The sequence below is a fragment of the Streptomyces sp. Ag109_O5-1 genome (assembly GCF_003814875.1).
Taxonomy (GTDB): Bacteria; Actinomycetota; Actinomycetes; order Streptomycetales; family Streptomycetaceae; genus Streptomyces; species Streptomyces sasae.
Map to the genome: position 1 here is coordinate 842,865 of NZ_RKQF01000001.1, position 24,783 is coordinate 867,647.

Below are 24,783 nucleotides of genomic sequence, written 5' to 3' on the forward strand. Positions count from 1 at the left end.
TCAATCATATCGGGGTGATGATTGACGCGTCAACCAACCGTCGGCCGTGTCGTCCACGGCCGGAGGGCGCGGCAGGAGGGACTCATGACCGCCGAGGGACTCGAACTGGGGCTCAACTCGTTCGGGGAGGTCGCGACCGGTGCCGACGGCCCGCTGAGCGACGCCGAGACCGTGCGCCTGCTCGTCGAGGAGGCGAGGCTCGCGGAATCCGTGGGGCTCGACGTGTTCAGCATCGGCGAGCACTACCGCCGGGGCCACAACGACAGCGCCACCCCGGTCCTGCTCGCCGCAATCGCCACCGCGACGCGCCGCATCCGGCTCGGCACCGCGGTGACCGTGCTGAGCACGAACGACCCGGTGCGGCTGTACACCGAGTTCGCCACCCTGGACGCCGTCTCGAACGGCCGTGCCGAGCTCGTGCTCGGACGGGCGTCGGCCACCGACTCGTTCCCGCTGTTCGGCTACGACCTCGCCGACTACGAGGAGCTCTTCGAGGAGAAGCTCGACCTGTTCATGCGTCTGCAGCGCGAGGAGACGGTGACCTGGTCGGGGCGGTTCCGGCCGCCGCTCGTGGAGCAGCGGCTGCATCCCCGGATGCCGGCCGGTGGCCTCCCCACCTGGATCGGTGTGGGCGGCAGCCCCAACTCCGTGCTCCGCGCGGCCCGTTACGATCTGCCGCTGATGCTCGCCATCATCGGCGGGCGCCCGCAGCGCTTCGCCGGCCATGTCGAGCTCTACCACCGCGCACTCGCACAGTTCGGGCACGCCCGGCGGCCGGTCGCCCAGCACTCCCTCGGGATCGTCGCGGACACCGACGAGGAGGCGGTCGAGACCTGGTGGACGTACTGGCAGCCGGTCGTGGCCCAACTCGCGGCGGAACGCGGCTTCTACCAGCCGACCCGGGAGCGCTATCTGTGGGAGGTCGAGACGGGCGCGCTGTTCGTCGGATCGCCCGAGACCGTCGCCCGCAAGATCGCCGCGACCGCCCGCAACCTGCACCTCAGCCGTTTCGACCTCAAGTACGACGTCATGAACCTGCCCCGCGAGGCCCGGGCCCGCAGCATCGAGCTGCTGGGCCGCGAGGTCGCCCCGCTGGTGCGGCAACTGCTTGCGAAGGAGCCCATCCATGTCTGATCTCGTCTTCGGTCTGGACACGTTCGGCGATGTGCCGCAGGACGACTCGGGAAACCCGGTGTCCGACGCGCGGGCCATCCGGCAGGTCGTCGACGAGGCCGTGCTCGCCGAGGAGACCGGCGTCGACGCCATCGCCCTCGGGGAACACCACCGCCCGGAGTTCGCGATCTCGACCCCGGAGACCGTCCTCGCCGGCATCGCCACGCGGACCGAGCGCATCCGGCTGGCCTCCGGTGTGACCGTGCTGAGCTCTGACGACCCGGTCCGGGTCTTCCAGCGCTTCGCCACCGTGGACGCGCTCTCCAACGGCCGCGCCGAGGTCATCCTCGGGCGCGGCTCCTTCACCGAGTCGTTCCCCCTCTTCGGCTACGACCTGAGCGATTACGACGTGCTGTTCGAGGAGAAGATCGAGCTGTTCGCCAAGCTGCTGGAGGAGAAGCCGGTCACCTGGAGCGGCACCAAGCGGGCGCCGCTCGACGGCGCGGACGTCTTCCCCAAGACCGAGTCGGGGCACCTGACCACCTGGGTCGGGGTCGGCGGCACACCCCAGTCCGTCATCCGCACCGCGCGCTACGGCTTCCCGCTCATGATCGCCATCATCGGCGGCTCCCCGGAGCGGTTCGCGCCCTACATCGACCTCTACCGGCGCGCCGCCGACCAGTTCGGCACGACCGCTCATCCGGTCGGGATGCACTCGCCGGGCTTCATCGCCGACACCGACGAGGAGGCCCGCGAGCTGCACTGGCCGTACTACCGGGTCATCCGGGACCGCATCGGCGCGCAGCGGGGCTGGCCGCCGATCCGCAAGGCGGAGTACGAGGCCGAGATCGAGCACGGCTCCCTCTACATCGGCTCCCCCGAGACGGTCGCCCGCAAGATGGCCCGCGCGGTCAAGGCGCTCGGCGTCGGCCGGTTCGACCTCATCTACACCAGCGGGTCCCAGCCGATCAGCGGTCGGCTGCGCGCCGTCGAGCTGTACGGCACCAAGGTGATCCCGATGGTCCGCGAACTCCTCGCGGACTGACGCCATGAACGGAGAAGACATGGAGACCACCGCCGTGCGCACCGTCGGCATCCTGGGCGCGGGGAAGGTCGGCACCGTGCTGGCACGGCTCGCGGTGGCCGCCGGCTACCGCGTCCTGATCGCCGGATCCGGCGCCCCCGACCGGATCGCCCTCACCGTCGAGGTCCTCACCCCCGGCGCCGTCCCGGTCACCGCCGAGCAGGCCGCGACGGAGGCGGACGTCGTCGTCCTGGCGCTGCCGCTCGGCAGGTACCGCAGCGTCCCCGCCGAAGCGCTGCGCGGCAAGCTCGTCATCGACGCGATGAACTACTGGTGGGAGGTCGACGGCATCCGCGACGACCTCACCGACCCGCTCACCTCGTCCAGCGAGACCGTGCAGGCGTATCTGCCCGGATCACGTGTGATCAAGGCGTTCAACCACATGGGCTACCACGACCTGGAGGACGGGGCCCGGCCCGCGGGGACGCCGGGACGCAAGGCGATCGCGATCGCCGGCGACGATCCGGACGGCCTCGCCACCGTCGCCCGCCTCGTCGACGCTCTCGGCTTCGACGCAGTCCCGGCAGGTCCGCTCGCCGAGGGGATGCGGCTGGAACCGGGCACCGAGCCGTTCGGCGCCAACGCCGACGCCGGAGAACTGCGCGCGATGCTGGACCGCTTCCCCGAGTCCGACCGCGGCCGCACGGTGCTCGGCGCGCGGGCGGCCGCCGAGGAGCGGGCCGAGGACGCCGCCTGATCAGGACGCGAAGGGCACCTGTGCCGACGGGACACCGCCCCTGGCGAAGGGGTGCCGCCACACCCCCGCCGCGGCCAGCCGGGGCAGCACTCCTTCCCCGAACCAGTACGCCTCCTCCAGGTGCGGATACCCGGACAGCACGAACTCCTCGATCCCGAGCGCCGCGTACTCCCTGATCCGCGCGGCGACCTCGTCGTGCGAGCCGACCAGGGCGGTACCCGCCCCGCCCCGCACCAGCCCGATACCCGCCCAGAGGTTGGGATGGATCTCCAGCGCGTCCCGTCGGCCGCCGTGCAGCGCGAGCATCCGCTGCTGCCCCTCGGACTCGCTCCGCCCCAGCCCCGCCTGAACGGACTCGACGGTCTGCGGGTCGAACCCGTCAAGGAGCCGGTTCGCCTCGGCCCAGGCCTGCTCGGAGGTGTCGCGGGTGATGACATGCAGCCGGATCCCGAACCGCAGGGTCCGGCCCTCCTTGGCCGCCAGCCTCCGGATCCAGGCGATCTTCTCCGCGACCTGGGCCGGCGGCTCGCCCCAGGTCAGATACACGTCGACATACCGGGCCGCGACCTCCCCCGCGATCGGCGAGGATCCCCCGAAGTACACCTCGGGCACCGGATCCGGCAGCCGGGCCAGCCTGGCGTCCTCGACCCGGAGGTGCTCCCCCTCCAGGTCGACGGTCCTGCCCTCCCACAACCCCCGTACGACTTCGAGGAATTCACCGGTACGGCGATACCGCGCGTCCTTGTCGAGGAAGTCCCCGTAGGCCCGCTGCTCATGGCTCTCGCCCCCGGTGACGACATTGAGCAGCAGCCGTCCCCCGCTCTGCCGCTGGAACGTGGACGCCATCTGCGCGGCGAGCGTGGGCGAGACGAAGCCCGGCCGGAAGGCGACCAGGAACTTCAGCCGCTCGGTGTGCTGACTGACCATGGCCGTGGTCAGCCAGGCGTCCTCGCACCAGGCGCCGGTGGGCGTGAGCGCCCCCACGAAACCGAGGTCCTCCGCCGCCTTGGCGATCTGGCTCAGATAGGCGACCGTCGGCGGCCGGTCCCGGCCGGAGACGGTGGCAGGGGTGCCGTGGCCGCCGCCGACGACATGGCGGCTGTCCCCGTTGGTGGGCAGGAACCAGTGGAAGGTGAGGGACACGAGGGGTTCTCCGTTCGTGGGTGTCCGTCAGAGCAGACCGTGGCGGGGCGGCAGGGTGCCGCTGAGCACGTACCGGCCGATGTGCTGGATCTTCCAGCGGGCCGGATCGTGCAGGGTGTGGGTGCGGGCGTCCCGCCAATGCCGGTGCAGGTTCAGGGAGTTGAGGGCCGAGCGGGTGCCGGACACTTCGAACAGCGCCCCGGCGACCTCGACGGCCGCCTCGGCCGCCGTCACCTTCGCGGCGGCCACGGCGATGGACGCCTCGGCGGCCGTCTCGTCGGCGAGGGCGGCGCCGGCCGCGTCGACCTGGCGGCCGGCCTCACGCAACAGCGCCTCGGCCGCCCGTACCCGCAGGGCGAGTTCACCGAACCGCTGGATGAGCAGCGGGTCCTCGGCGGCGGTCTCCGCCCCGCTCTCGAACCAGGGCCGGCTCCTGGTCCGTACGAACTCCGCCGCCTCCGCCAGCGCTCCCCGGGCGATCCCCACGTCGATGGCGGCGTGCAGCAACTGGGCCATCGCACCATGGAGTTGGGGCCCCTGGAAGGTCAGGTGGTGCGGCAGCACCCGGTCGGCGGGGACGCGGACACCGTCCAGCCGGACCGTGCCGCTGGCGGTCGTACGCTGCCCCATGCCGTCCCAGTCGTCGACGACCGTGAGGCCGGGCGCGTCCCGGGGGACGTACGCCACCTGCAGGGTGTCGCCCTCGGCACGCGCCAGGACCGGGATCCAGTCGGCGAAGAGGGCGCCGGTGGAGTAGTGCTTGACCCCGTTCAGCAGGTACGAGCCGTCGCCGAGGCGCTCCAGGCGGGTCCGGATGTCCTGGACGTGTTGCGTGCCCGCCTCGGACTGCGCGTTGCCGAACCGGCCGCCCGCGAGCAGCTCGGCGAAGAAGAACTTCCGCTGTTCCTCGGTTCCCTGACGGCGGATCACGTTCACGTACACGAAGTGGCTCTGCGGTATCTGGGCGAGGCTGCCGTCGGCCGAGCCCAGCAGCCGGAAGATCTCCGCGAGGGCCTGGGCGCCGATGTCGGCGCCGCCGTGCTCGGCGGGCACGGTCACGGCGAGCAGCCCCGAGGCCGACAGCCGGTCCAACTCGGCCCGGGGCAGCCTGCGTTCCGCGTCGCGTTCGGCGGCCCCGGCGCGGAATTCGTCGGCCAGGGCGGTGGCGACGGCGATCGCCTCCGTGGCGTCGGCGATGACATGTGCGGTCATCGGTTCAGCCCGCCGCGGCCAGGACGGGCGCCCGTCCGGCGAGCGCGGCCGAGAACTGGTCGACGACCGGGACAAGGGCCTCGGCGGCAGCCGGCGCGAGGGCCAGCGTGCCGTCCTCACGTACGGTGATGTCCTTGTCGAGGGTGAACCAGCCTTGGACTATGTGCGCGGCGCCCATTGAGTTCAGGACCGGGCGCAGCGCGTAGTCGATGGCCAGGACGTGTGCGACGGAGCCGCCGGTGGCCAGCGGGAGCACGGTCTTGCCGGTGAGGGCGTACTGCGGGAGCAGGTCCAGCAGCGCCTTGAGGACACCGGAGTACGACGCCTTGTAGACCGGGGTGCCGACCACGACCCCGTCGGCGCGGGCGAACAGCTCCGTCGCCTCGACGATCGCCGGGTGCCGGAAGTCCGCGCCCAGCAACGCCTCGGCGGGGATCGTCCGGACGTCGAGCGGGATCACCTCATGGCCCTGGGCGGCGAGCCGCCGGTCCAGGTGGCGCAGCAGACGGCCGGTGCGGGAGGAGGCGGAGGGGCTGCCGGAGACGGACAGGACGGTGGCCATGGAACTGCCTCTTTCTGGTGGGCCGGGCGCCCGTGAAATGCGGGCGCCGACGGGAAGGGGACGGTCAGGCGGACTCGGACTCGCTGTCGGCCGACCGGGCCTCCAGCTCCCGGACCAGGGGCAGCACACGCCTGCCGAAGTACTCGACCTCCTCGTGGTAGTGCAGGAAGCCGAGCAGGAAGAGGTCGACGCCGAGCTTCTTGTAGGCGACGATGCGCTCCGCGATCTGCTCCGGGGTGCCGATCAGGCCGGTGCGGAAGCCGTCGTTGTACTGGACGAGGTCCTCGAAGGTGGAGTCCTGCCACATGCCCTTGCCGTCGGCGGCGGACCGGCCTGCCTGCTTGACGGCGGCGCCGAAGCCCTCGACAGCCTCGCTGTCGGCCTTGGCGATGATCTCGCGGAGGGTGCCGCGGGCCTCGGCCTCGGTGTCCCGGGCGATCAGGAAGCCGTTGAGGCCGAACTTCGGTGCCCTGCGGCCCGCTTCGGCGGCGGACTTGCGGACGTCGTCGATCTGCTCGGTCACCCCGTCGAAGTCCTTGCCGTTGGAGAAGTACCAGTCGGAGACCCGGCCGGCCATGGCCCGGGCGGCGGTGGAGTTGCCGCCCTGGAAGATCTCCGGGTGCGGCCGTTCGGGGGTGCTGAGCGGCTTGGGCTTGAGGGAGAAGTCCCGCAACCTGTAGAAGTCACCGGCGAGTTCGGTGTGGTCCTCGGTCCAGATCTGGCGCAGGGCGCGGATGAACTCCTCGGCCCGCCGGTACCGCTCGTCGTGCTCCAGCCAGGGCTCGCCGAGCGCGGTGAACTCGCCCTTGAACCAGCCGGAGACGACGTTCACGGCGAAGCGGCCGTTCGACAGGTGGTCGGCGGTGGCACCGAGTTTGGCGAGGACGCCGGGATGCCACAGTCCGGGGTGGACGGCGGCGATGACCTTCAGGCGCTCGGTGGCGAGCAGCAGGGCGAGGCTGAAGCTGGTCGACTCGTGCTGGAACTCGGCGCCGTAGCTGGCCATGTAGCGGACCTGGCTGAGGGCGTACTCGAAGCCGTTGTTCTCGGCGAGGACGGCGAGTTCGCGGTTGTAGTCGTACCCCCAGTCGGTGCGTTGCTCGATCTTGCTGGTGACGAGTCCTCCGCTGACGTTGGGGACCCAGTAGGCGAATTTCACGGGCGCGGCGGGCATGCGGAACTCCTGTTGCGGTTTCTTCGGGCACGCCGGAATTCAGGGGCGCGCGGCGCACGCACGGGCGCGGGCGCGGTGAATTCAGGCGGGAAAAGGAAGGAGGAGAAAGGAGGAGAGCGCGGCGGATCGTGGAGTGGTGATCAGGCCGCGGCGCAACAGGAGGCGCTGGAGACGCGTGCGAGGTCGACGTGGCGTCGCCGCGTGAGGTCCAGTCGCATCTTCATGCCGTCGATGGTCGCAGTCGGTGTCGAGGGCCGTCAAGGAAAACCCGACCGTTCTCGTATCGCGGACCATGGGAATTCACGAACGTGTGACAGGGAAACCCTTGAACGCGCCCCGAATGGCCGCGCATTCTGCGGGGGTGCGGACCGAACAGCTGGAATACATAGCGGCCGTGACCCGGCTCGGCTCGCTGCGCCGGGCGGCCGACGAACTGCGCCTGTCACAGCCCGCGTTGAGCGAGACCGTACGGAACCTGGAGCGGGAGCTGGGCGTCGACCTGCTGGAGCGCAAGCGCACCGGGGCGACGATGAGCGCGGCCGGGCAGGAGCTGCTGCCGCGGATCGTCGATGTGCTGGAGGCAGTGGACCGGCTGCGGGCGGCCGCCGGTGAGCAGCACCGCATCAGCCGGATGGTGCGCGTCGGCACGGTCAACGCGGCGACCGTGCCGCTGCTCATCCCGGTGCTGCGGGACTTCCGGGCCGCCCACCCGGTCACCCAGGTCGAGGTGGTGGGCGCGCAGCAGACGGAGATCCAGCGGGGGCTGGCCGAAGGGGGTTTCGACCTGGGCCTGGTGAACCATCTCGACGGCGACGACGTGCCCGTCGGCTTCGAGGCCGCCGAACTGCTGCGCGGGCGGCCGGTGGTGTGTCTGCGACCGGACAGTCCGCTCGCCGGCCGGGCCGAGGTGTCGGCCGACGACCTGCTCACCGTGCCGCTGGTCGCCATGCGCACGGGCTATGTGATGCACCGCTATGTGCACCGACTGCTGGCGGGCCGGGCTCCCGCCTTCTCCTACTCGACCGACGGTGCGGAGATGGGCAAGCTGATGGTCGCGGAGGGGCTCGGGGCGACGGTCCTGCCGGACTTCAGTGTGGTCGGGGACCCGCTGGAGCGCGACGGGAGGATCGTGTGCCGGCCGCTGGCCGGGGACGGCACCGAGGTGGTGCTGATGCTCCAGCGCCGGCGGTCCGAGTCCGTGCCGCAGGCCGCGCGGGACCTGCACGAGACGTTCGTACGCCGGGCGCGCGACCTGGGCGGGACGGTCCCACGGCGGTCCTGAGCGAACGCGGCGGCCTTCGCGTCGGTAAGGCCCCTCCCACCCGGCTTCCACCCGTTCGGCACAAAGCCGGAGGGAAATGGAAAGGCCATGGAAATGGAAAGGGGGCGCACCCATCGGCTTTCGGGAAACACGGACGGAAAACACTTTCGGGAAACAGGAGACAGAAAGGGCATTCATCCACGACGTGTTCCCGGCCGCGCGGTCAGGAAGGCCCGGGCGGCTTGATCCAGCCCAGGGACCGTTCGACGGCCCGTAGCCAGTTGTCGTACTCCGCGTCCCGGTGGGCGGGGTCCATCGCGGGCAGCCAGCGGGCGGCCGGGTGCCAGTTGCGGCGCAGGACCTCCAGGTCCGGCCAGTAACCGGCGGCGAGCCCGGCGGCGTAGCCGGCGCCCAGGGAGACCGTCTCGGAGACCATCGGCCGTACCACGGGCACGTCGAGGACATCGGCGACGAACTGCATCAGAAGATTGTCCGCCGTCATGCCGCCGTCCACCTTCAGCTCCTTCAGCGCCACCGAGGAGTCGGCGTTCATGGCATCGACGACCTCACGTGTCTGCCAGCCCGTGGCCTCCAGGACCGCCCGGGCCAGGTGTCCGCTGGTGATGTAGGAGGTCAGACCGACGATGACGCCGCGTGCGTCGCTGCGCCAGCGGGGTGCGAACAGGCCGGAGAAGGCGGGCACGATGTAGCAGCCACCGTTGTCCTCGACGGTCCGTGCGAGCGTCTCGATCTCCGGCGCGCTGTTGATCAGCCCCAGCCGGTCGCGGAACCACTGGACCAGTGCGCCGGTGACGGCTATCGACCCCTCCAGGGCGTAGACCGGGTCCCGGTCGCCGATCTTGTAGGCGACCGTGGTGAGCAGTCCGTGCCGGGACCGTACGACGTCGGTGCCGGTGTTGAGCAGCAGAAAGCTGCCCGTTCCGTACGTGCACTTGGCCTCGCCCGGGGAGAAGCAGGTCTGGCCGAAGAGGGCCGCCTGCTGGTCGCCGAGTGCGGCGGTGATGGGTACGCCGGGGAGCACCGCGCGGGCCTCGCCGTAGGTCTCCGCGTTGGACCTGATCTCGGGGAGCATCGGACGGGGGACGCCGAAGAACGCCAGGAGTTCCTCGTCCCAGGTGAGCGTGTGGATGTTCATCAGCATGGTGCGGCTGGCGTTGGTGGCGTCGGTCATGTGCAGACCGCCGTCCGCACCACCGGTGAGGTTCCAGATCAGCCAGCTCTCCATCGTGCCGAACAGCACCTCGCCGTCCCGAGCGCGCTGTTCCAGGCCTTTGACGTGGTCGAACAGCCAGCGGATCCGCAGGGCCGAGAAGTAGGTGGAGGGCGGCAGACCGCAGCGGTCGAGAAAGAACTCCTCTCCGGGCCGCTGTCTGAGCTCCTCGACCAGGGGCGCCGTGCGGATGTCCTGCCAGACGAGCGCCCGGCCCAGCGGGGTGCCGGTACGCGGGTCCCAGAGCACCGTCGTCTCCCGCTGGTTGGCCAGGCCGATGGCGGCGACCTGCCCCGTGTCGACGGCCGCACCGGCTCCGGACAGGGCCTCGGCCACGACGCGCCGCAGGTTCTGCCAGATCTCGACGGCGTCGTGTTCGACCCAGCCGGGCCTGGGGAAGTGCTGCTGGTGCTCCCGCTGCGCGACGGACACCAGCCGCCCACCCCGGTCGAACAGGATGCATCGGGTGGAATTGGTGCCCTGATCGATGGACATCACATACCGTTCCACCATGATCGGGTCCGCCTTCCGATGGGTCGCGAAGCGAGCACGGGGGCCGGGGGCCGGGGCGATTTACCAACGGGCGGCGCCCAGGTCTCGGGAGATCGCCCGTGCGGCCTCGCGTATCAGCGTGATCAGGGTGGGCCGGGGCCGGCCCTGGCTGTCGCAGACCCGCTCGACCGGCCCGGACAGCCCGATGGCACCGACGACAAGGCCGCCATGTCCTCGGATCGGCACCGCGAGCCCGGCCTCGCCCATGCTCATCTCCTGTACCTCGGCGGCCCAGCCCTGTTCCCGCACCTCGGCGAGCGCCCGGGTGAGCTGCTCGCGGGTGACCAGGGTGTGCCGGGTGTACTCGTCGAGGCCCGCTTCCAGCGCGGGCTCCAGCGGCGCGGTCCCGTAGGCGAGCAGCACCTTGCCCAGAGAGGAGGCGTGCAGGGGCAGCAGCGAACCCACGTCCAGGGTCTGGAGGGAGTCGTCCGGCCGGAACACGTGGTGGACGACCAGGACCATGCCTTCCAGGGGGGTGCCCAGGCGCACCGCCTCCCCGCTGCGGGCGGCCAGGGCGTCGGCCCAGTTGATGGACCGGGACCGCAGTTCGTTGACGTCGAGATAGCTCGTGCCGAGATGCAGCAGGGCGGCTCCGAGCTGGTACTTCCCGGTGGTCGCGTCCTGCTCCACGAAATCCACGTGCTGGAGCGTGCGCAGAATGCCGTGGGCCGTTCCCTTGGCCAGCCCGAGGGAGGCCGCCACCTCCCCGAGCCCGAGTCGGCGAGGCCCACCGGCGAGCAGGCGCAGAATCGCGGCCGCCCGTTCGATCGACTGGACCGGACCGGCCATGAAGCGAGCTTATTACCCCTGGAGACGGTTCGCCGTGCGAGGTGAACGGTGGGACACGCGGGGCGGGACAGCAGCGTTCGGTAATGCCGACCTACGTTCATTGACCGACCCGATACGGCTCCTTAGCGTGCTACGTGGTCCGGCAGTGCGCCGCGGCGCATGATGCGGGGCCGATAACGCTCACCCCTGGAGACACGAGATGACGGTAGAGCTCAACACCCTGGTGCGGGAGGCATACGAACACGTCTTCCCGATGCCGCCCGTTGCCGGTGCCGTCTCGGACGTGCGTCGACGGGCGGGCGCGGCCCTGGCCGCCTGGAAGGTGTCCCCGGAGATCGTCGAGGACGCTCTGCTGGTGGTGTCGGAGCTGCTCACGAACGCGATCGTGCATGCCCTGCCCCCCGCGGTGCTGCGGCTTTCGTGGATCCGGGACGCCGGTTTCGGCACCCTGCACATCGAGGTCACCGACGCGGGTCCCGCACGTACCGCGGGGCAGGCGCCCGAGGGTATCGACCCCGACGAGCACGGCCGGGGCGAGGAGATCGTCCACGCGCTGGCGACTCGGCACGGCATACGCGTCCGCCCCGGCGGCTTCACCCGGTGGGCCGACCTCGTCGCGGTATGAGTCGCGAGGTGAAACGGCGGGCTGCTGGACGGCCGGCTGATGCGCGGCGTGAAACGGGCGGGCTACTGGACTGCGGGCTGATGAGGCGACGGGAACGCGACGCCGTTCCGCTCGGCTGACCGCCTGCCACCCTCCGGGCCGCCCGCGGCGGACCGGGAGCGCGACACCACGGGGACGGAACCCCGGTCGGCACGGCTCCCCGAATCCCGCGGCACCGATTCGATCCCGACCGACTCGGACGCGACCGCTTCGTCCGTGGCCTGCATACGAAGCAGGAGCAGCGCCGCGTCGTCGTGCAGCCGGCCTCCCACATGCGCCAGCAGTTCGTCATGGACGGCGGAGAGGACGTGTTCCGGCTCGTCGGACACATGGCGTGCCACGCCGTCGGCCAGCGGGTAGAACTCGCGGGCCCGGTCGCGGGCCTCGGTGACACCGTCGGTGTAGAGCAGCAGCTGATCGCCGTCGGAGAACGGCAGGATCTCCAGGCAGGGGGGCTCGCCGACGAGGGCGCGCAGGCCCAGCGGCGGAGCCGGACGGGTGGGTTCGACCGCGGCGACGTCTCCCGAGGCGGATATCAGCAGGGGAGCCGCGTGTCCGCAGTTGACCACTTCCAGCTCCCCCGCACGCGGGTGTCCGACGACCACCGCGGTGACGAAGTCGTCGGGACCGAGGTTGCGCGCCAGGCTCCGCTCGATCCTGCCGACGACGGCGAGGAGGTCGGGCTCGTCGTAGACGGCCTCACGGAAGACACCGAGGACGAGTGCAGTGGTCCCCACGGCCGTCAGTCCCTTGCCGCGCACGTCGCCGACGATCAGCCGCACCCCGTGCGGGGTGGGCACCAGGGCGTAGAAGTCACCGCCGATCCGGGCCTCCGCCGCCGCGGCGCTGTAGCGGACCGCCACCCGGAAGGGGCCCACGGTCTGCGGGATGGGCTTCAGAACCGCGTGCTGGGCGGCTTCGGCGACCGAGCGGACGGCGGCGAGCACGCGTTCCCGGCGGGAGCGCAGTGCGCTGGCCAGGGCGCTCGCCAGCGTGACGGCCAGCAGGGACGAGAGGACGACCGCCAGCTGGCGCCCCGGCACCCCGTGCCTGGTGCCCAGCGTCGCGCCCAGCACCGCGGCCAGGAAGCCGACGCACAGGACACCCCGGGCGCCGTTGGTGCTGGCGGCCAGGGCCGGCCCGGCCGCCAGCAACGGCAGCCAGAACATCCCCGAGCCGCCCAGGGCGTCCACGATCACGACGCCGGAGACGACCAGGACGGGCACCACGGGAACTCCGGCGGCCAGCTGGGCGGCGGCGCGCCGGGAGGCCGACGCTCCCCGGCCTGCCGCTCGCTTCGTGAACGGCCACAACGGCCAGTGGTCGCCACCGTGGTCTCGGGCCTGGCTCATCATTACTGTCCGCAATCCTCGCCTGTACGGGGGGTACTCCCGACTTGTCCGTTTCATCCAGGAAACGGGGTTCGGTCAGTACGCCACAAGGAGCGGATTTTCAGATAGTGAGCGAGAGGCCTCTGGTGACGCGGTCGGCGGTGGGGATCAGCCGGTCCCGGATCTCCTGGAGCCGGGAGATCCGTTCCACCGGGAGGGAGACACCCAGCGAGCCGAGGACGTCACCGCGGTAGATGGGCACGGCGACGCACACCGTGCCGAGCGAGTACTCCTCGAGGTCCGTGACCGCCGGGGCCAGCGGGGAGGAGTCGAGCCTGCGGAGCAGTTCCTGGAGGTTGGTGATGGTCCGTGGCGTCAGGTCGGCGAGGTGGTGCCGGGAGAGGTAGTCGCGGCGGGCGTCCTCGTCCAGTTCGCGCAGCACGGACTTGCCGAGCGCGGTGGCGTGTCCCGCGTCCTCGAATCCCACCCAGAGGTCGACCCGGGGCGTACGGGGGCCGTCGACGATCTCGGCGACGCTGATCTCGCCCCCCTCGTAGAAGGTGAGGTAGGTGGCGGTGGCCAGCTCGTCGCGCAGTGCGACGAGGGTGGGCCGGACCCGGCTGAGCAGCGCCTGTGCCTGGCCCGCGGTGTGCAGCGTCTGCAGCTTATCGCCGAGGACGAAGCCGCCGTCGTCCAGTTTCCGCAGGTATCCGTCGTGGACCAGCGTCCGCAGCAGGTGGTAGGCGGTCGCCAGGGGCAGCCCGGTCTCACGGGCGAGCAGCTTCGCCGGCGCGCCGTTCTCGTGCGCGCTCACCGCCTCCAGCAGACGGAAGGCACGCTGCACGGACATGATGAGCGTGGGGCTCTCGTGAACGCTCATGCCACCAGCGTGCGCCGGACATCCGGTACGGGCAAGACGCACGGCTCGTACGTCTCCCCGGAAGGCGCATCCGCGGCCCCCGGGCAAAACCTCCTCACCGCCTCACCCTGCCCCCTCTTCACCTCGTGGCCACAGTGGCGATTTTCTCCGCTCGCCTCATTTCCACCGGTCCGTCATTCCTTTCCACCGGTCCGACGTTCCTTTCCACCGGTCCGACGTTCCTTTCCACCGGTCCGCCGTGGCCGCCCACGACAGACAGGGCAGGCCGACCGTCCCGGTCCACGGAATCGGCCCGCCTGTGCGTCCGGCATAAGTAGGGTGATGCGCATGAAGGCACTTTTGTTGTCTGGTGGCTCAGGTACCCGATTGCGCCCCATAACCCATACCTCGGCGAAGCAACTCGTACCCGTCGCGAACAAGCCGGTGCTGTTCTACGGTCTGGAGGCGATCGCCGAGGCGGGCGTCACCGAGGTCGGGATCGTCGTCGGGGACACCGCCGGGGAGATCCGGGAGGCGGTCGGCGACGGTTCCGCGTTCGGTCTCGACGTCACCTACATTTCGCAGGCAGCACCTCTGGGGCTGGCCCATGCGGTGCTGATCGCCCGTGAGTTCCTGGGCGACGACGACTTCGTGATGTACCTCGGTGACAACTTCGTCGTCGGTGGCATCACGGCGCTGGTCGACGCGTTCCGCTCCGAACGGCCGCACGCCCGGATCCTGTTGACCAAGGTGCCGAACCCGACCGCGTTCGGCGTGGCCGAACTGGACACGGCGGGCCGGGTGATCGGCCTGGAGGAGAAGCCCGCCCGCCCCAAGAGCGAACTGGCGCTGGTGGGCGTGTATCTGTTCAGCCCGGTCATCCATGAGGCCGTACGCGCGATCGAGCCGTCCGGGCGTGGTGAGCTGGAGATCACGGACGCCATCCAGTGGCTGATCGACGCCGGACGCGATGTGCGGTCCACGACGATCTCCGGGTACTGGAAGGACACCGGGAACGTCACCGACATGCTGGAGGTCAACCGCTCGGTGCTGGAGTCCCTGGAGCGCCGGATCGACGGCACGGTGGACGACGACAGCGAGATCATCGGCCGAGTACGGATCGAGCCCGGGGCGAAGGTGACCGGCAGCCGGATCGTCGGTCCGGTGGTCGTCGGCGCCAACACCGTGATCACCGACTCGTACGTCGGCCCGTTCACGTCGATCGCCGGCGACTGCCGTATCGAGGACAGCGAGATCGAGTACTCGATCATGTTGCGCGACTCCTCGATGAGCGGTGTCCGGCGGGTGGAGGCCTCCCTCATCGGCCGCAACGTCGAGGTCACTCCCGCGCCCCGCAAGCCCGCCGCCCACCGGTTCGTCCTCGGCGACCACAGCAAGGTGCAGATCGCGTCATGAGGAAACGTGCGGCGCACTGATCGTGGGGCACGACACGGACGGGACGAATGACGAGAAGAAAGGTTTCACACGGTGAACTTCAAGGTGCAGCCGACCGCCCAGGTCGACGGGACGGCCACGATCGGTGACGGTACGACGGTCTGGGACCTGGCCCAGATCCGGGAGGACGCCCGGCTCGGCAGCGCCTGCATCGTGGGCCGGGGAGCCTATGTCGGCCCGGGGGTGCGGATCGGCGACAACGTCAAGCTCCAGAACTACGCTCTGGTCTACGAACCCGCGGTGCTCGGTGACGGGGTGTTCGTCGGCCCGGCGGCGGTACTCACCAACGACTACTTCCCGCGCTCGGTGGATCCGCAGGGCAAGCTGAAGCGCGGCGGCGACTGGGAGGCCGTGGCCGTGGTGGTCGCCGAGGGTGCCTCGCTGGGCGCCCGTTCGGTGTGTGTGGCGCCGGTGCGCGTCGGCCGCTGGGCGCTGGTCGCCGCGGGTGCCGTGGTGACCCGGGACGTGCCGGACTTCGCGCTCGTGGCCGGTGTGCCGGCGCGCCGGATCGGCTGGGTGGGGCGGGCCGGCGTACGCCTGGTCGAGCGGGAGGGCGAGCCGGGCGCGTGGGAGTGCCCCGAGACGGGCGCGCTGTACGACGAGAAGGACGGGGAACTCACCGAACACGCATGACAGCTGTTTTCAGCTGTTTCCCTCAAAAGGCAATTCCTCGAACATCTGCAGGCATAACATGTGCGCGAACTGTGCAGACCAAGCACAATGAGCACACAAGCCATGAGTGCCCAGGGGGGGTTACGGGTGGTGGGGACACCTATGCCTGCAGCCAGGAGCGACACCCGCTCCGACGGCTGACTTCTGCCTTGATCTGTTCCGCCCGGCCGTCGGCGCCGCGGCGCTCTCAAGTCTGCGCACGAAAAGGACCCACAGGGGGGTTGGTGTGCCCAAACGATGACCACCACACGTCTGGCGGCGCTCGGTCATGAGGACCCGCCGCTGTTCGCGCTGGCCCAACGGCTCCTCGCGGTAGCCGAGTCGGGGCTGCCGTCGATGCTGCTCCCGGGTGGCGAGGCCTTCGCCTTCACCATGGCCGGGCACCAGGAACCCGACGGCTCCTGGACCCTGGAGCGGCGCGGGATCAGCACCCGCTACGCGGCCATCACCGTGCTGGGCGCCCAGTACCTGCCCGAGGACCGCCAGCGCGCGGTGCTCGGCGGGCACACGGCACAGGAGTTCGCGGGACTCCTGGTCGAGTCGCTGCCCGCGGTGACCAACCTCGGGGACGCGGCGCTGATCGCCTGGGCCGCCGCCGAGACCGAACACCCCAAACTCTCCGACGCCCTCGGACGGGTCGAGGCGCTGGACGTGCCGGGCCGGCCGCAGTACACGGTCGAGGCCGCCTGGGTGCTGTCCGCCCTTGCGGCGGCCCGCTCCACGGTCGATGTGGAGAGACGTTTCACCGCAGCGCGCGACCGGCTTCTGCGGGCCCGGATCGGCGACAGCCCGCTGTTCCCGCACGCGACCGGACCGGGCCTGGTGTCCTGGTACCGGGCCCATGTCAGCTGCTTCGCCGACCAGACGTACCCGCTCCAGGCCCTGGCCCGCGCCCATGCCAGCGGCGACGGTGAGGGCGATCCGGAGGCGCTGGCCGCGGCGGAGGCGTGCGCGGCCCGCATCTGCGAGCTGCAGGGCGACGGCGGGCAGTGGTGGTGGCACTACGACGCGCGCACCGGCGGTGTCGTGGAGGGCTACCCCGTCTACAGCGTCCACCAGCACGCGATGGCGCCGACCGCCCTGTTCGACCTCGCCGACGCCGGCGGCAGCGGCTTCGGCGCGGCGATCCGCCGGGGCCTGCGCTGGATGACGGACGTACCCGAACTGGCGGGCTCGGAGCACCGCGAACCGATGGTCCTCGACGAACTCGGCGCCACCTGGCGCAAGGTCTACCGGGGCGACCCGAAGAAGGCCGTACGCGCCGCCCGGGGTCTGTCCACCCGGGTCGCGCCGGGCCTGCGGCTGACGGCCCTGGACCGGGTGTACCGCCCGCTGTCCGTGGACCGCGAATGCCGGCCGTACGAGTTCGGCTGGATGCTCTACGCCTGGCAGGGGGGCCGGAAATGACCGGAAGACAGACGCTGTTCGGGGTCGAGCTGGACCCGCTGACCATGGACGAGACCGTGGCGCGCTGCCTGGCGGCGGTGCGGGACGGCAGCCCGCTGGAGATCGGTGTGGTCAACGCCGCGAAGCTGGTGAACATGCGGCGGGACGACCGGCTCGCCAAGGCCGTGTCCGGCTGTGATCTGGTCCTCGCCGACGGGCAGGCCGTGGTCTGGGCGGGCCGCGTGCTGCGCGCCCCGCTGCCGGAACGGGTCGCGGGGATCGACCTGTTCCTGCGGCTGCTGGCCGAGGCGGAGACCTCCGGCATCCCGGTGTACTTCCTCGGCGCCGAGGAGGAGGTGCTGGAGCGGATGCTGCTGCGGGTGGCCGACCGCTTCCCCGGTCTGAAGGTGGCCGGCAGCCGGAACGGCTACTTCGACGACTCCGAGCAGGCGGAGATCGCCGACGGTATCGCCCGGAGCGGCGCGCAGATGCTGTTCCTCGGCATGACCTCGCCGAAGAAGGAGATCTTCACCGCCGCCTACGGCACCCGCACCGGCGCCTCGGTCGTGCACGGCGTCGGCGGCTCCTTCGACATCCTGGCCGGTGTCACCAAGCGGGCCCCCGAATCCTGGCAGCGGCTGGGTCTGGAGTGGCTCTACCGCGCGCTGCAGGAGCCGCGCCGCCTGGGCCGCCGTTACCTCACCACCAACGCCTCCTTCCTTCTCATGACGGCGCGCGAGTTCGTCCGGCCCACCCCGTCGGCCGCCGCTTCCTCTGCGTCGACCGCTTCCACGAACAGGAGCCGCTGATGCGCGTCGTCGTGGTCGGACAGGGATATGTCGGCCTGCCGCTGGCGATTCGCGCCGCCGAGGTCGGGCACGAGGTGATCGGCTACGACGTCGACACCCGGCGGATCAAGAGCCTCGCCGCCGGTGAGTCCTTCGTCGAGGACGTCTCCTCCGAGCGGATCCGGGCGGCGCTGGACAACGGCTCGTACCGCCCGACCGAATCGGCCCGCGACTGCGGCGGTTTCGACGTGGCCGTGGTGACCGTCCCCACCCCGCTGCACGAGGGCACCCCCGACCTCCGCTACATCAGGGAGTCGGCGGTCACCCTCGCCCGCTACCTGCGCCCGGGAGCCACGGTCGTCCTGGAGTCGACGACCTATCCCGGCACCACCCAGGAGCTGTTCGCGCCGATCCTGGAAGAGGGCTCGGGCCTCACCGCGGGCTCGGACTTCCACCTCGGCTACAGCCCGGAGCGGATCGACCCGGGCAACACGGTGTGGGGCTTCAAGGAGACCCCGAAGGTCGTCTCCGGCGTCAACGAGGCCTCCCTGAAGGCCGTTCAGAGCTTCTACGCCCAACTCGTCGACACCACCGTGCCGGTGAGCTCGCCCAAGGAGGCCGAGCTCGCCAAGCTGCTGGAGAACACCTTCCGGCATGTGAACATCGCGCTGGTCAACGAGATCGCGATGTTCGCCCACCACCTGGACATCGACGTCTGGCAGGCCATCGACGCCGCCTCCTCCAAGCCCTTCGGCTTCATGAAGTTCACGCCCGGACCGGGCGTCGGCGGCCACTGCCTGCCGATCGACCCCTCGTACCTGTCCTGGCGGGTGCAGCGCGAACTCGGCCAGAGCTTCCGGTTCGTGGAGCTGGCCAACGACATCAACAGCCACATGCCCGAGTACGTGACACGCCGGATCAGCGACCTGTTCAACGAGCGGCGCCGTTCCGTGAACGGCTCCCGGATCCTGCTGCTCGGTCTGGCGTACAAGAAGAACACCGGCGACGCCCGTGAGTCGCCCGCCCTGCGCATCTCCCAACTGCTGCTCGACATGGGCGCCCAGGTCAGGGCGGCCGACCCGCACGTCGTCGAGAGCCTGCCGGTGGACTCCCGGCTGGTGCGGGTCGAACCGACGCAGCGGGAGCTGGCGGACGCCGACGTGGTGGTCCTGCTCACCGACCACGACGGCTTCGACTACGAACTCGTCGCCGAACACGCCCCCTTCGTCCTGGACTGCCGCCGCCGGCTGCCGTCCGGACCCACCATCGAGGTGCTCTGAACCATGCGAGTCGTCTGTGTGGCCGGGGCACGCCCCAACTACATGAAGATCAAACCGGTGATGGACGCCCTGGAGCGCCGCGGCGCCGAGGTGCTCCTCGTCCACACCGGCCAGCACTACGACCCGGCGATGAACGACGTGTTCTTCGCCGACCTCGGCATCCGCCCGCCGGACCGCTTCCTCGGGGTCGGCTCCGGCAGCCACGCCGAGCAGACCGGACGCGTGATGACCGCGTTCGAGCCGCTCCTCGACGAGGTGTCCCCGGACGTGGTGGTCGTGGTCGGCGACATCAACTCCACGCTGGCCTGCGCCCTGGTGACCGCCAAGGCCGGGCCGCTGCTGGCCCATGTGGAGGCCGGGCTGCGCAGCCGCGACTGGAGCATGCCGGAGGAGGTCAACCGGGTCGCCACCGACCGGGTCAGCGACTATCTGCTGGCCCCCTCCCCCGACGCCGTCGACAACCTGCGCGCGGAGGGGTACCGGGAGGACCAGATCCACCTGGTCGGCAACGTCATGATCGACACGCTGCTGGCCAACCTGGAGCGGGCCCGGGCCTCGGACGTCCTGGGCCGATTCGGCCTGGCCAAGGGCGAGTTCGGTCTGGTCACGCTGCACCGGCCCGCCAACGTGGACGACCCGGAGGTCCTCACCGGACTGCTCAAGGCCCTGGGCGAGATCGCCGGCCGCCTTCCGCTCGTGCTGCCCGTGCATCCGCGCGCGGCCGGACGGCTGGCCGAGATCGGCGTCCCCGGGGGCGTCCGGCTCGTACCGCCCGCAGGTTATCTGGACTTCATCGCCCTGCAGGACTCCGCGCGCGTCGTGCTCACCGACTCCGGCGGGGTGCAGGAGGAGACCACCGCGCTGGGCGTGCCGTGCGTGACCCTGCGGGACAACACCGAACGGCCCGTCACCGTGGAGCAGGGCACGAACGTGCTGGCGGGGCGGGATCCGGCGCGGATCACCGCCACCGTGAACGCGGTACTGGACCGGCCGCCCGCCCCACGCCGGCCCGACCTCTGGGACGGCCGCGCGAGCGACCGTATCGCCGAGGTGCTGCTGGCGGGAGGCACCGCGAGCACCCGGCCGAGACCGACCGACCAGCCCACGGACCAGTCCACCACTCAGCCCACCGAGGACCGAACGTTCCCCATATGATCCGCTTGCAACTTATGCTCGTCGAACGTTTGGTCGCGAGGGGGGACCGTCATGGATCTCGCTGAGATCTTCCGGGTCATGCGCAGGCGCTGGTACGTGCTGTTGCCGGGACTGCTGCTGACCGCCGGCCTGATCGCCGCCGTGATCGTGCTGGTCCCGGTCACCTACCAGTCGCAGAGCACGGTGGTGCTGCTGAACTCCCAGAAGGCCACCCAGGCTTACGACGGCAATCCCTTCCTCAGCACCCAGACCTCGCTCACCGGCATGGCCGACAGCCTGGCCCGCAACCTGAACTCGGACGACTCGCTGCGGGATCTCAAGGCCCGTGGCGCCAAGGGCACGTTCGCGGCCAAGCTCGCCGACAACGCGCAGGGGCCGCTGATGTGGCTCACCGTCACCGGCACCGACAAGGCCTCCGTCCTGTCCTCGGACAAGACCCTGACCGCGTACGCCAAGGAACGGCTGGACCAGTTCCAGAAGGAGCAGTCCGTCGCACCGAAGGCCATGATCCGGATGACGACGATCGTGCCGCCGCAGAACCCGGTGGCACAGACCAAGACCCGGCTCGAGTACATGATCATGGCGGGGGGCCTCGGGCTGGTGCTCACCCTGGCCGCGGCCTTCTACGTCGAGGCCCGCAAGAGGTCCGCGCACACGCCCGAGCCGGCCGCCGGGCCCGCCGGACCGGCGGAGGAGGCCGAGGCGGAGCCGGCAGAGGCGGCCGGCCCCGTCCGCTCGGCCGGGGAATCGGTCGTGGAGGAGACGCTCGCCCTCCGGCAGCCGCCCCGCTGGTCGCAGTCCTCCGGGGCCGGGGCCGCCGCCGCAGAGCCCGACGCACCACGGCACGCCATGGCCGTGGCATCCGCCGCAGAGCCGCTCGACGAGGAGTCGACTCATGGACATCGCCCGCGCACCGGACAGCGGGACCGGTGAGACGAGCGACGCACCCGCTCCTCCCGACCCCGTAGTACCTCCCGCTGCTCCCTCCTCCCTCGGCCGCAAGGTGCGTTCCGCGGCCCGGTGGAGTCTGATCAACACCGTCGTCCTGCGCCTGGGCAACTTCGCGACCGGCATCGTGCTGGCGCGTTTCGCCCTGGGCCCCGCGGAATGGGGCGTGTACGGCATCGCCCAGACCGTGCTGCTCGTCCTGCTGTCCGCGAACGAGCTGGGCGTGGGCCTGGCCATCGTGCGCTGGGAGGGGGACGCACGGCGGTTCGCGCCGACCGTGCTGACCCTCAGCACCCTCTCCAGCGGTCTGCTGTACGTGGCGCTGTTCGCTGCCGCGCCGACGGTGGCCGGCCTGCTCGGCTCGCCCGACGCCGCGAACGTCCTGCGGGTGATGTGTCTGTGCGTGGTGATCGACGGGGTGGCGCAGGTCCCCGGCGGCTTTCTCACCCGTGAGTTCGCCCAGGGCAGGCGGATGGTCATCGACGGGCTCAACTTCGTGCTCGGCACGGCGGTGACGCTGGTACTGGCCTTCGAGGGCCGGGGCGCGATGAGCTTCGCCTGGGGCGCGGTCGTCGGGAACGTCGTCACGCTGATCGGCTGCGCGCTGGCGGCCCCGGGCACCCTGAAGTTCGGCTGGGACCCCGGGCAGGCCCGGGCGCTGCTGAGGTTCGGGCTGCCGCTGGCGGGGGCGAGCATGCTGGCCCTCGCGGTGGTCAACGTCGACACGATGGTGGTGGGCGCGACGCTCGGCAACGTCGCGCTGGGGTTCTACGTGCTCGCCTTCAACATCTCCGGCTGGCCCGTGCGGATCATCTCCGAGGCCGCCCGCCGGGTCTCCTTCGCCGGGTTCTCCCGGCTGGCCGCCTCACCGCAGGCGCTCGCCCAGGGTTTCAGCCGTGCCCTGGGTGTGGTGATCACCGGCACCGTCCCGCTGTGCGTGCTGCTGGCCGGTCTCGCGGAGCCGGCCATCCGGCTGATCTACGGCAGCCAGTGGACCCCCGCCGCCGCGGCGCTGCCCTGGCTGATGGCTCTCGGCCTGATCCGGATCGGCAGTGAACTCGCCTACGACTGCCTGGTCGCGGTAGGACAGCGCCGCTCGCTCTTCCTGGTGCAGGGCCTGTGGCTGGTGGCCCTGGTCCCGGTGCTTCTCCTCGCCGCCCGTCTGAACGGGATCGTGGGAGTGTCCCAGGGCCATGTCCTGGTCGCCGGCGGTCTGGTGGTGCCGGTCTTCCTGATCGCCCTCCGCCGTGGCGGCATCGGCCTCGGCCGGATCGCACGGGCCTGCGCGTGGCCGTTCCTCGGCGGGGCCGTGATGGCCGTCGTCATCCTCGGTATGGAGCGCCTGCTCGGCGACGGGCGGCTCGCGCTCCTCGCCATCACCACCGTGGCCCTGGCCGGATACGTGGTGTGCGTGCTGCCCAGCCTCGACTTCCTGCGGGGCGTCGGCCGACAGGACATGAGGTGAGCCCGATGTCACGGCGTACCGGCCGGAGCGCGCTCGTGTGGCCGCTGCTCGCCGCCCTGCTGGCGGTCCTGGGGACGGCCTGCTCGGGGTCGGACAAGTCCGCGCTGCCGGACTGCCCGGACTCCGCGCTGACCTGCCCCGCGAGCGGGTCCTCGGCGCCCACGGGCAGCGATCCGCCGACCACGCCCGGCGAGACGACGGCGACCCCCTCCGCCACCTCGTCCACGACGGCGCAGCCCACCGCGACGGCCGGCGGCACGAGCAGCACGTCCGGGAAACCCTCGTCCCGGGCCGCCTGCACCTCGCCCGGCGCCTGCGGCTTCCCCGACACCCGCACCACCGGCCCCCGTATCCCGCTCAAGCCCCACAAGACCGGCTACCTGGCCGTCCGTACCGACGGGACGGTCATCCGGGGCTGGGACATCACCGGCTCGCTCGACATCTACGCGAACGACGTCACCGTGATCGACACGAAGATCACCTCGGACAGCTGGTGGGGCGTCAACCTGCGCGCCGGCTACCACGGGCTGCGGGTCCTGCACTCCACCATCACCGCCGTGCCCGGCAAGGGACCGGACAACGGCGGGGTGGACTACGCGGTGTCGAACATGGGGGGCAGTTCCGTCGAGGTGGGCTGGTGCGACGTCTCCGTGTTCGGCGACGCCCTGTCCATGGGCCAGGGGATCATCCACGACAACTACGTCCACGACATCGTCCCGTTCGTCAACCAGGGCGGCGAGTGGCAGCACACCAACGCGGTGATCAGCGGCGGCGGCAACACCGGGCAGCTGATCATCCGCCACAACACGCTGCTGAACCCGACGAGCCTCAAGCAGGGGGCCTCGGGAAGCATCGGCCTGTTCGCGGACACCGGTGTCGTCCGCAACGTCACCGTCGACGGCAACTGGATAGCCGGCGGCGCCTACGCCCTCTACGGCGGTGACACGGGCGCCACCGACATCAAGGTCACGAACAACGTCTTCTCGTCGCAGTACCACCCCGCCTCCGGCGGCTACGGCGTGGTCGCCCACTGGAACGCCGGGGGCGCCGGGAACGAGTGGCGGAACAACCGGATGTCCGACGGCCGCCCGATCACCCCGGAGCCGTCCTCGTGAGCGGCGGCATGACGCGCCGTGTCGCGCGGGCGCCCTGGACGGTGCTCAAGGCGTTGTTCGGCTGGCTGGTGCTCTTCGAGGCCAGGAACAAGGTCCTGCTGGCCCCGACGGCGGTGCGGCTGCGCCGGACCGAGAACGCCGAGGCCCGACGGCTGGCCGCCGGCCTGAAGTCGCCACCCACGGCGCTGGTCGCCACGGTGATCGCCACTCACCGGCGTCCCGAGGCGCTGTGTGCCGCGGTGCGCTCGGCCCTGGACCAGACCGTCCGCGACCAGGTCGTCATCGTGGTCGACGACGGCGCCGGACTGCCCGGACTCCCCGCCGACCCGCGGCTGTTCGCCGTCTCGCTCGCGAGCAACACCGGTGTGGCGGGCGTCGTGCGCAACGTGGGCATCCGCCTCACCCGCTCGACGTACGTGGCGTTCCTGGACGACGACAACCTGTGGGAACCCGACCATCTGGCACGGGCGTTGGCGGTCCTGGAGTCCCCCGGCGGACCCGACGGCGTCTACACGGCGCTGCGCCGCGTCCTGCCCGACGGCAGCGAGAACGACGTCCTGTCGGTGCCCTACGACCGGCGCCGCGCCGCCCGCGAAGCCTTCCTGGACACCAACGCCTTCGTCGCCCGCCGTACCCGCTCCCTGCACTTCAGCCGTCTGCGCCGGACCCCGGAGGTGCTGCCCCGGGAGGACTGGGAGCTGATCCGCCGGTATGGCCGCACGCACCGGGTGCTGCACGTGCCGCACCCCACGGTCCGGTACCTGATGAACCCGGCCAGCTTCTACACCCAATGGCGACAGCCCAGTTGAGGGCTCAGCTTCCCTTCCGCTCCGACCACAGGTGGTTG

Annotated in this window: 24 protein-coding genes; 15 read left to right on the top strand and 9 right to left on the bottom strand. The window is 71.0% G+C overall.

Translation table 11 applies throughout. From position 1 onward, the window contains the following. Positions 1-84: 84 nt before the first annotated feature. Genes EDD90_RS03820 through EDD90_RS03830 form a run of 3 tightly spaced genes read left to right on the top strand, consistent with a single transcriptional unit; the run spans position 85 to position 2,894 of the window. Positions 85-1,134: an LLM class flavin-dependent oxidoreductase gene (locus EDD90_RS03820; RefSeq protein ID WP_123971738.1), complete on the top strand. Its 1,050-nt coding sequence runs from the start codon at positions 85-87 to the stop codon at positions 1,132-1,134. After that, a complete protein-coding gene (locus tag EDD90_RS03825) occupies positions 1,127-2,158 on the top strand; it encodes an LLM class flavin-dependent oxidoreductase (protein ID WP_123971739.1) in 1,032 nt (343 codons plus the stop codon). Before EDD90_RS03820 ends, EDD90_RS03825 begins: the two co-directional genes overlap by 8 nt. 19 nt (positions 2,159-2,177) lie before the next feature. Further along, positions 2,178-2,894 carry an NADPH-dependent F420 reductase gene (locus EDD90_RS03830; RefSeq protein WP_123971740.1) on the top strand — a complete coding sequence of 239 codons (717 nt, stop codon included), beginning with the start codon at positions 2,178-2,180 and terminating at the stop codon, positions 2,892-2,894. On the opposite strand, the gene EDD90_RS03835 is transcribed toward EDD90_RS03830, so the two are convergent. The 5 genes from EDD90_RS03835 to EDD90_RS58835 all read right to left on the bottom strand — a co-directional run bounded on the left by EDD90_RS03835 (position 2,895) and on the right by EDD90_RS58835 (position 7,209). Beyond that, entirely contained in the window at positions 2,895-4,037 is a 1,143-nt protein-coding gene (locus EDD90_RS03835; protein WP_123971741.1) for an LLM class flavin-dependent oxidoreductase, read from the bottom strand. A 27-nt stretch (positions 4,038-4,064) separates the two neighbouring features. Then, entirely contained in the window at positions 4,065-5,249 is a 1,185-nt protein-coding gene (locus EDD90_RS03840; RefSeq protein ID WP_123971742.1) for an SfnB family sulfur acquisition oxidoreductase, read from the bottom strand. A gap of 4 nt (positions 5,250-5,253) precedes the next feature. Beyond that, positions 5,254-5,811 (bottom strand): NADPH-dependent FMN reductase, encoded by a 558-nt coding sequence (ssuE, locus tag EDD90_RS03845; protein ID WP_123971743.1) that lies wholly within the window; start codon positions 5,809-5,811, stop codon positions 5,254-5,256. 64 nt (positions 5,812-5,875) lie between these two features. Continuing rightward, positions 5,876-6,985 carry a dimethylsulfone monooxygenase SfnG gene (gene sfnG / locus EDD90_RS03850; protein WP_123971744.1) on the bottom strand — a complete coding sequence of 370 codons (1,110 nt, stop codon included), beginning with the start codon at positions 6,983-6,985 and terminating at the stop codon, positions 5,876-5,878. Positions 6,986-7,125: 140 nt separating this feature from the next. After that, positions 7,126-7,209, bottom strand: coding sequence for a putative leader peptide (locus EDD90_RS58835; protein ID WP_350760414.1), 84 nt, complete (start codon positions 7,207-7,209; stop codon positions 7,126-7,128). A 137-nt stretch (positions 7,210-7,346) separates the two neighbouring features. On the opposite strand from EDD90_RS58835, the gene EDD90_RS03860 reads away from it, so the two are divergent. Beyond that, positions 7,347-8,267, top strand: a complete 921-nt coding sequence (locus EDD90_RS03860; protein WP_185148904.1) for a LysR family transcriptional regulator — start codon at positions 7,347-7,349, stop codon at positions 8,265-8,267. A gap of 202 nt (positions 8,268-8,469) precedes the next feature. Here EDD90_RS03860 and glpK read toward each other — a convergent pair whose 3' ends face one another. Together glpK and EDD90_RS03870 are read right to left on the bottom strand one after the other, a co-directional pair. Continuing rightward, positions 8,470-9,990 (bottom strand): glycerol kinase GlpK, encoded by a 1,521-nt coding sequence (gene glpK, locus EDD90_RS03865; protein WP_123971746.1) that lies wholly within the window; start codon positions 9,988-9,990, stop codon positions 8,470-8,472. Between the two features lie 60 nt (positions 9,991-10,050). Beyond that, positions 10,051-10,818, bottom strand: a complete 768-nt coding sequence (locus EDD90_RS03870; protein ID WP_123971747.1) for an IclR family transcriptional regulator — start codon at positions 10,816-10,818, stop codon at positions 10,051-10,053. Positions 10,819-11,017: 199 nt separating this feature from the next. Between EDD90_RS03870 and EDD90_RS03875 the strand changes: the two genes are divergently transcribed. Next, complete coding sequence (locus EDD90_RS03875; RefSeq protein WP_123971748.1) at positions 11,018-11,443, top strand: ATP-binding protein; 426 nt, start codon at positions 11,018-11,020, stop codon at positions 11,441-11,443. A gap of 62 nt (positions 11,444-11,505) precedes the next feature. On the opposite strand, the gene EDD90_RS03880 is transcribed toward EDD90_RS03875, so the two are convergent. Continuing rightward, a complete protein-coding gene (locus tag EDD90_RS03880) occupies positions 11,506-12,834 on the bottom strand; it encodes a PP2C family protein-serine/threonine phosphatase (RefSeq protein ID WP_123971749.1) in 1,329 nt (442 codons plus the stop codon). A 100-nt stretch (positions 12,835-12,934) separates the two neighbouring features. Further along, entirely contained in the window at positions 12,935-13,693 is a 759-nt protein-coding gene (locus EDD90_RS03885; RefSeq protein ID WP_123971750.1) for an IclR family transcriptional regulator, read from the bottom strand. 327 nt (positions 13,694-14,020) lie between these two features. Between EDD90_RS03885 and EDD90_RS03890 the strand changes: the two genes are divergently transcribed. The 10 genes from EDD90_RS03890 to EDD90_RS03935 all read left to right on the top strand — a co-directional run bounded on the left by EDD90_RS03890 (position 14,021) and on the right by EDD90_RS03935 (position 24,745). Beyond that, positions 14,021-15,088 (top strand): glucose-1-phosphate thymidylyltransferase, encoded by a 1,068-nt coding sequence (locus EDD90_RS03890; RefSeq protein ID WP_123971751.1) that lies wholly within the window; start codon positions 14,021-14,023, stop codon positions 15,086-15,088. 72 nt (positions 15,089-15,160) lie between these two features. Further along, positions 15,161-15,760, top strand: coding sequence for an acyltransferase (locus EDD90_RS03895; RefSeq protein ID WP_123971752.1), 600 nt, complete (start codon positions 15,161-15,163; stop codon positions 15,758-15,760). A 276-nt stretch (positions 15,761-16,036) separates the two neighbouring features. Beyond that, positions 16,037-17,206: a hypothetical protein gene (locus tag EDD90_RS03900; protein WP_123971753.1), complete on the top strand. Its 1,170-nt coding sequence runs from the start codon at positions 16,037-16,039 to the stop codon at positions 17,204-17,206. Further along, complete coding sequence (locus EDD90_RS03905; RefSeq protein WP_123971754.1) at positions 17,203-17,994, top strand: WecB/TagA/CpsF family glycosyltransferase; 792 nt, start codon at positions 17,203-17,205, stop codon at positions 17,992-17,994. The genes EDD90_RS03900 and EDD90_RS03905 overlap by 4 nt, the downstream gene beginning before the upstream one ends. Next, complete coding sequence (locus tag EDD90_RS03910) at positions 17,994-19,253, top strand: nucleotide sugar dehydrogenase (RefSeq protein ID WP_123971755.1); 1,260 nt, start codon at positions 17,994-17,996, stop codon at positions 19,251-19,253. The genes EDD90_RS03905 and EDD90_RS03910 overlap by 1 nt, the downstream gene beginning before the upstream one ends. A 3-nt stretch (positions 19,254-19,256) precedes the next feature. Then, entirely contained in the window at positions 19,257-20,408 is a 1,152-nt protein-coding gene (gene wecB, locus EDD90_RS03915) for a non-hydrolyzing UDP-N-acetylglucosamine 2-epimerase (RefSeq protein ID WP_123971756.1), read from the top strand. Positions 20,409-20,459: 51 nt separating this feature from the next. Then, on the top strand, positions 20,460-21,341 hold the full coding sequence (locus EDD90_RS03920) for a chain length determinant protein (protein ID WP_123971757.1): 882 nt from the start codon (positions 20,460-20,462) through the stop codon (positions 21,339-21,341). After that, entirely contained in the window at positions 21,304-22,821 is a 1,518-nt protein-coding gene (locus EDD90_RS03925; protein ID WP_123971758.1) for an oligosaccharide flippase family protein, read from the top strand. The genes EDD90_RS03920 and EDD90_RS03925 overlap by 38 nt, the downstream gene beginning before the upstream one ends. 5 nt (positions 22,822-22,826) lie before the next feature. Continuing rightward, the gene (locus EDD90_RS03930; RefSeq protein WP_260327613.1) at positions 22,827-23,936 is read left to right on the top strand and encodes a hypothetical protein; all 1,110 of its coding nucleotides are present in this window, start codon (positions 22,827-22,829) and stop codon (positions 23,934-23,936) included. Between the two features lie 8 nt (positions 23,937-23,944). Then, complete coding sequence (locus EDD90_RS03935) at positions 23,945-24,745, top strand: glycosyltransferase family 2 protein (protein WP_123971760.1); 801 nt, start codon at positions 23,945-23,947, stop codon at positions 24,743-24,745. Positions 24,746-24,783 lie beyond the last annotated feature (38 nt).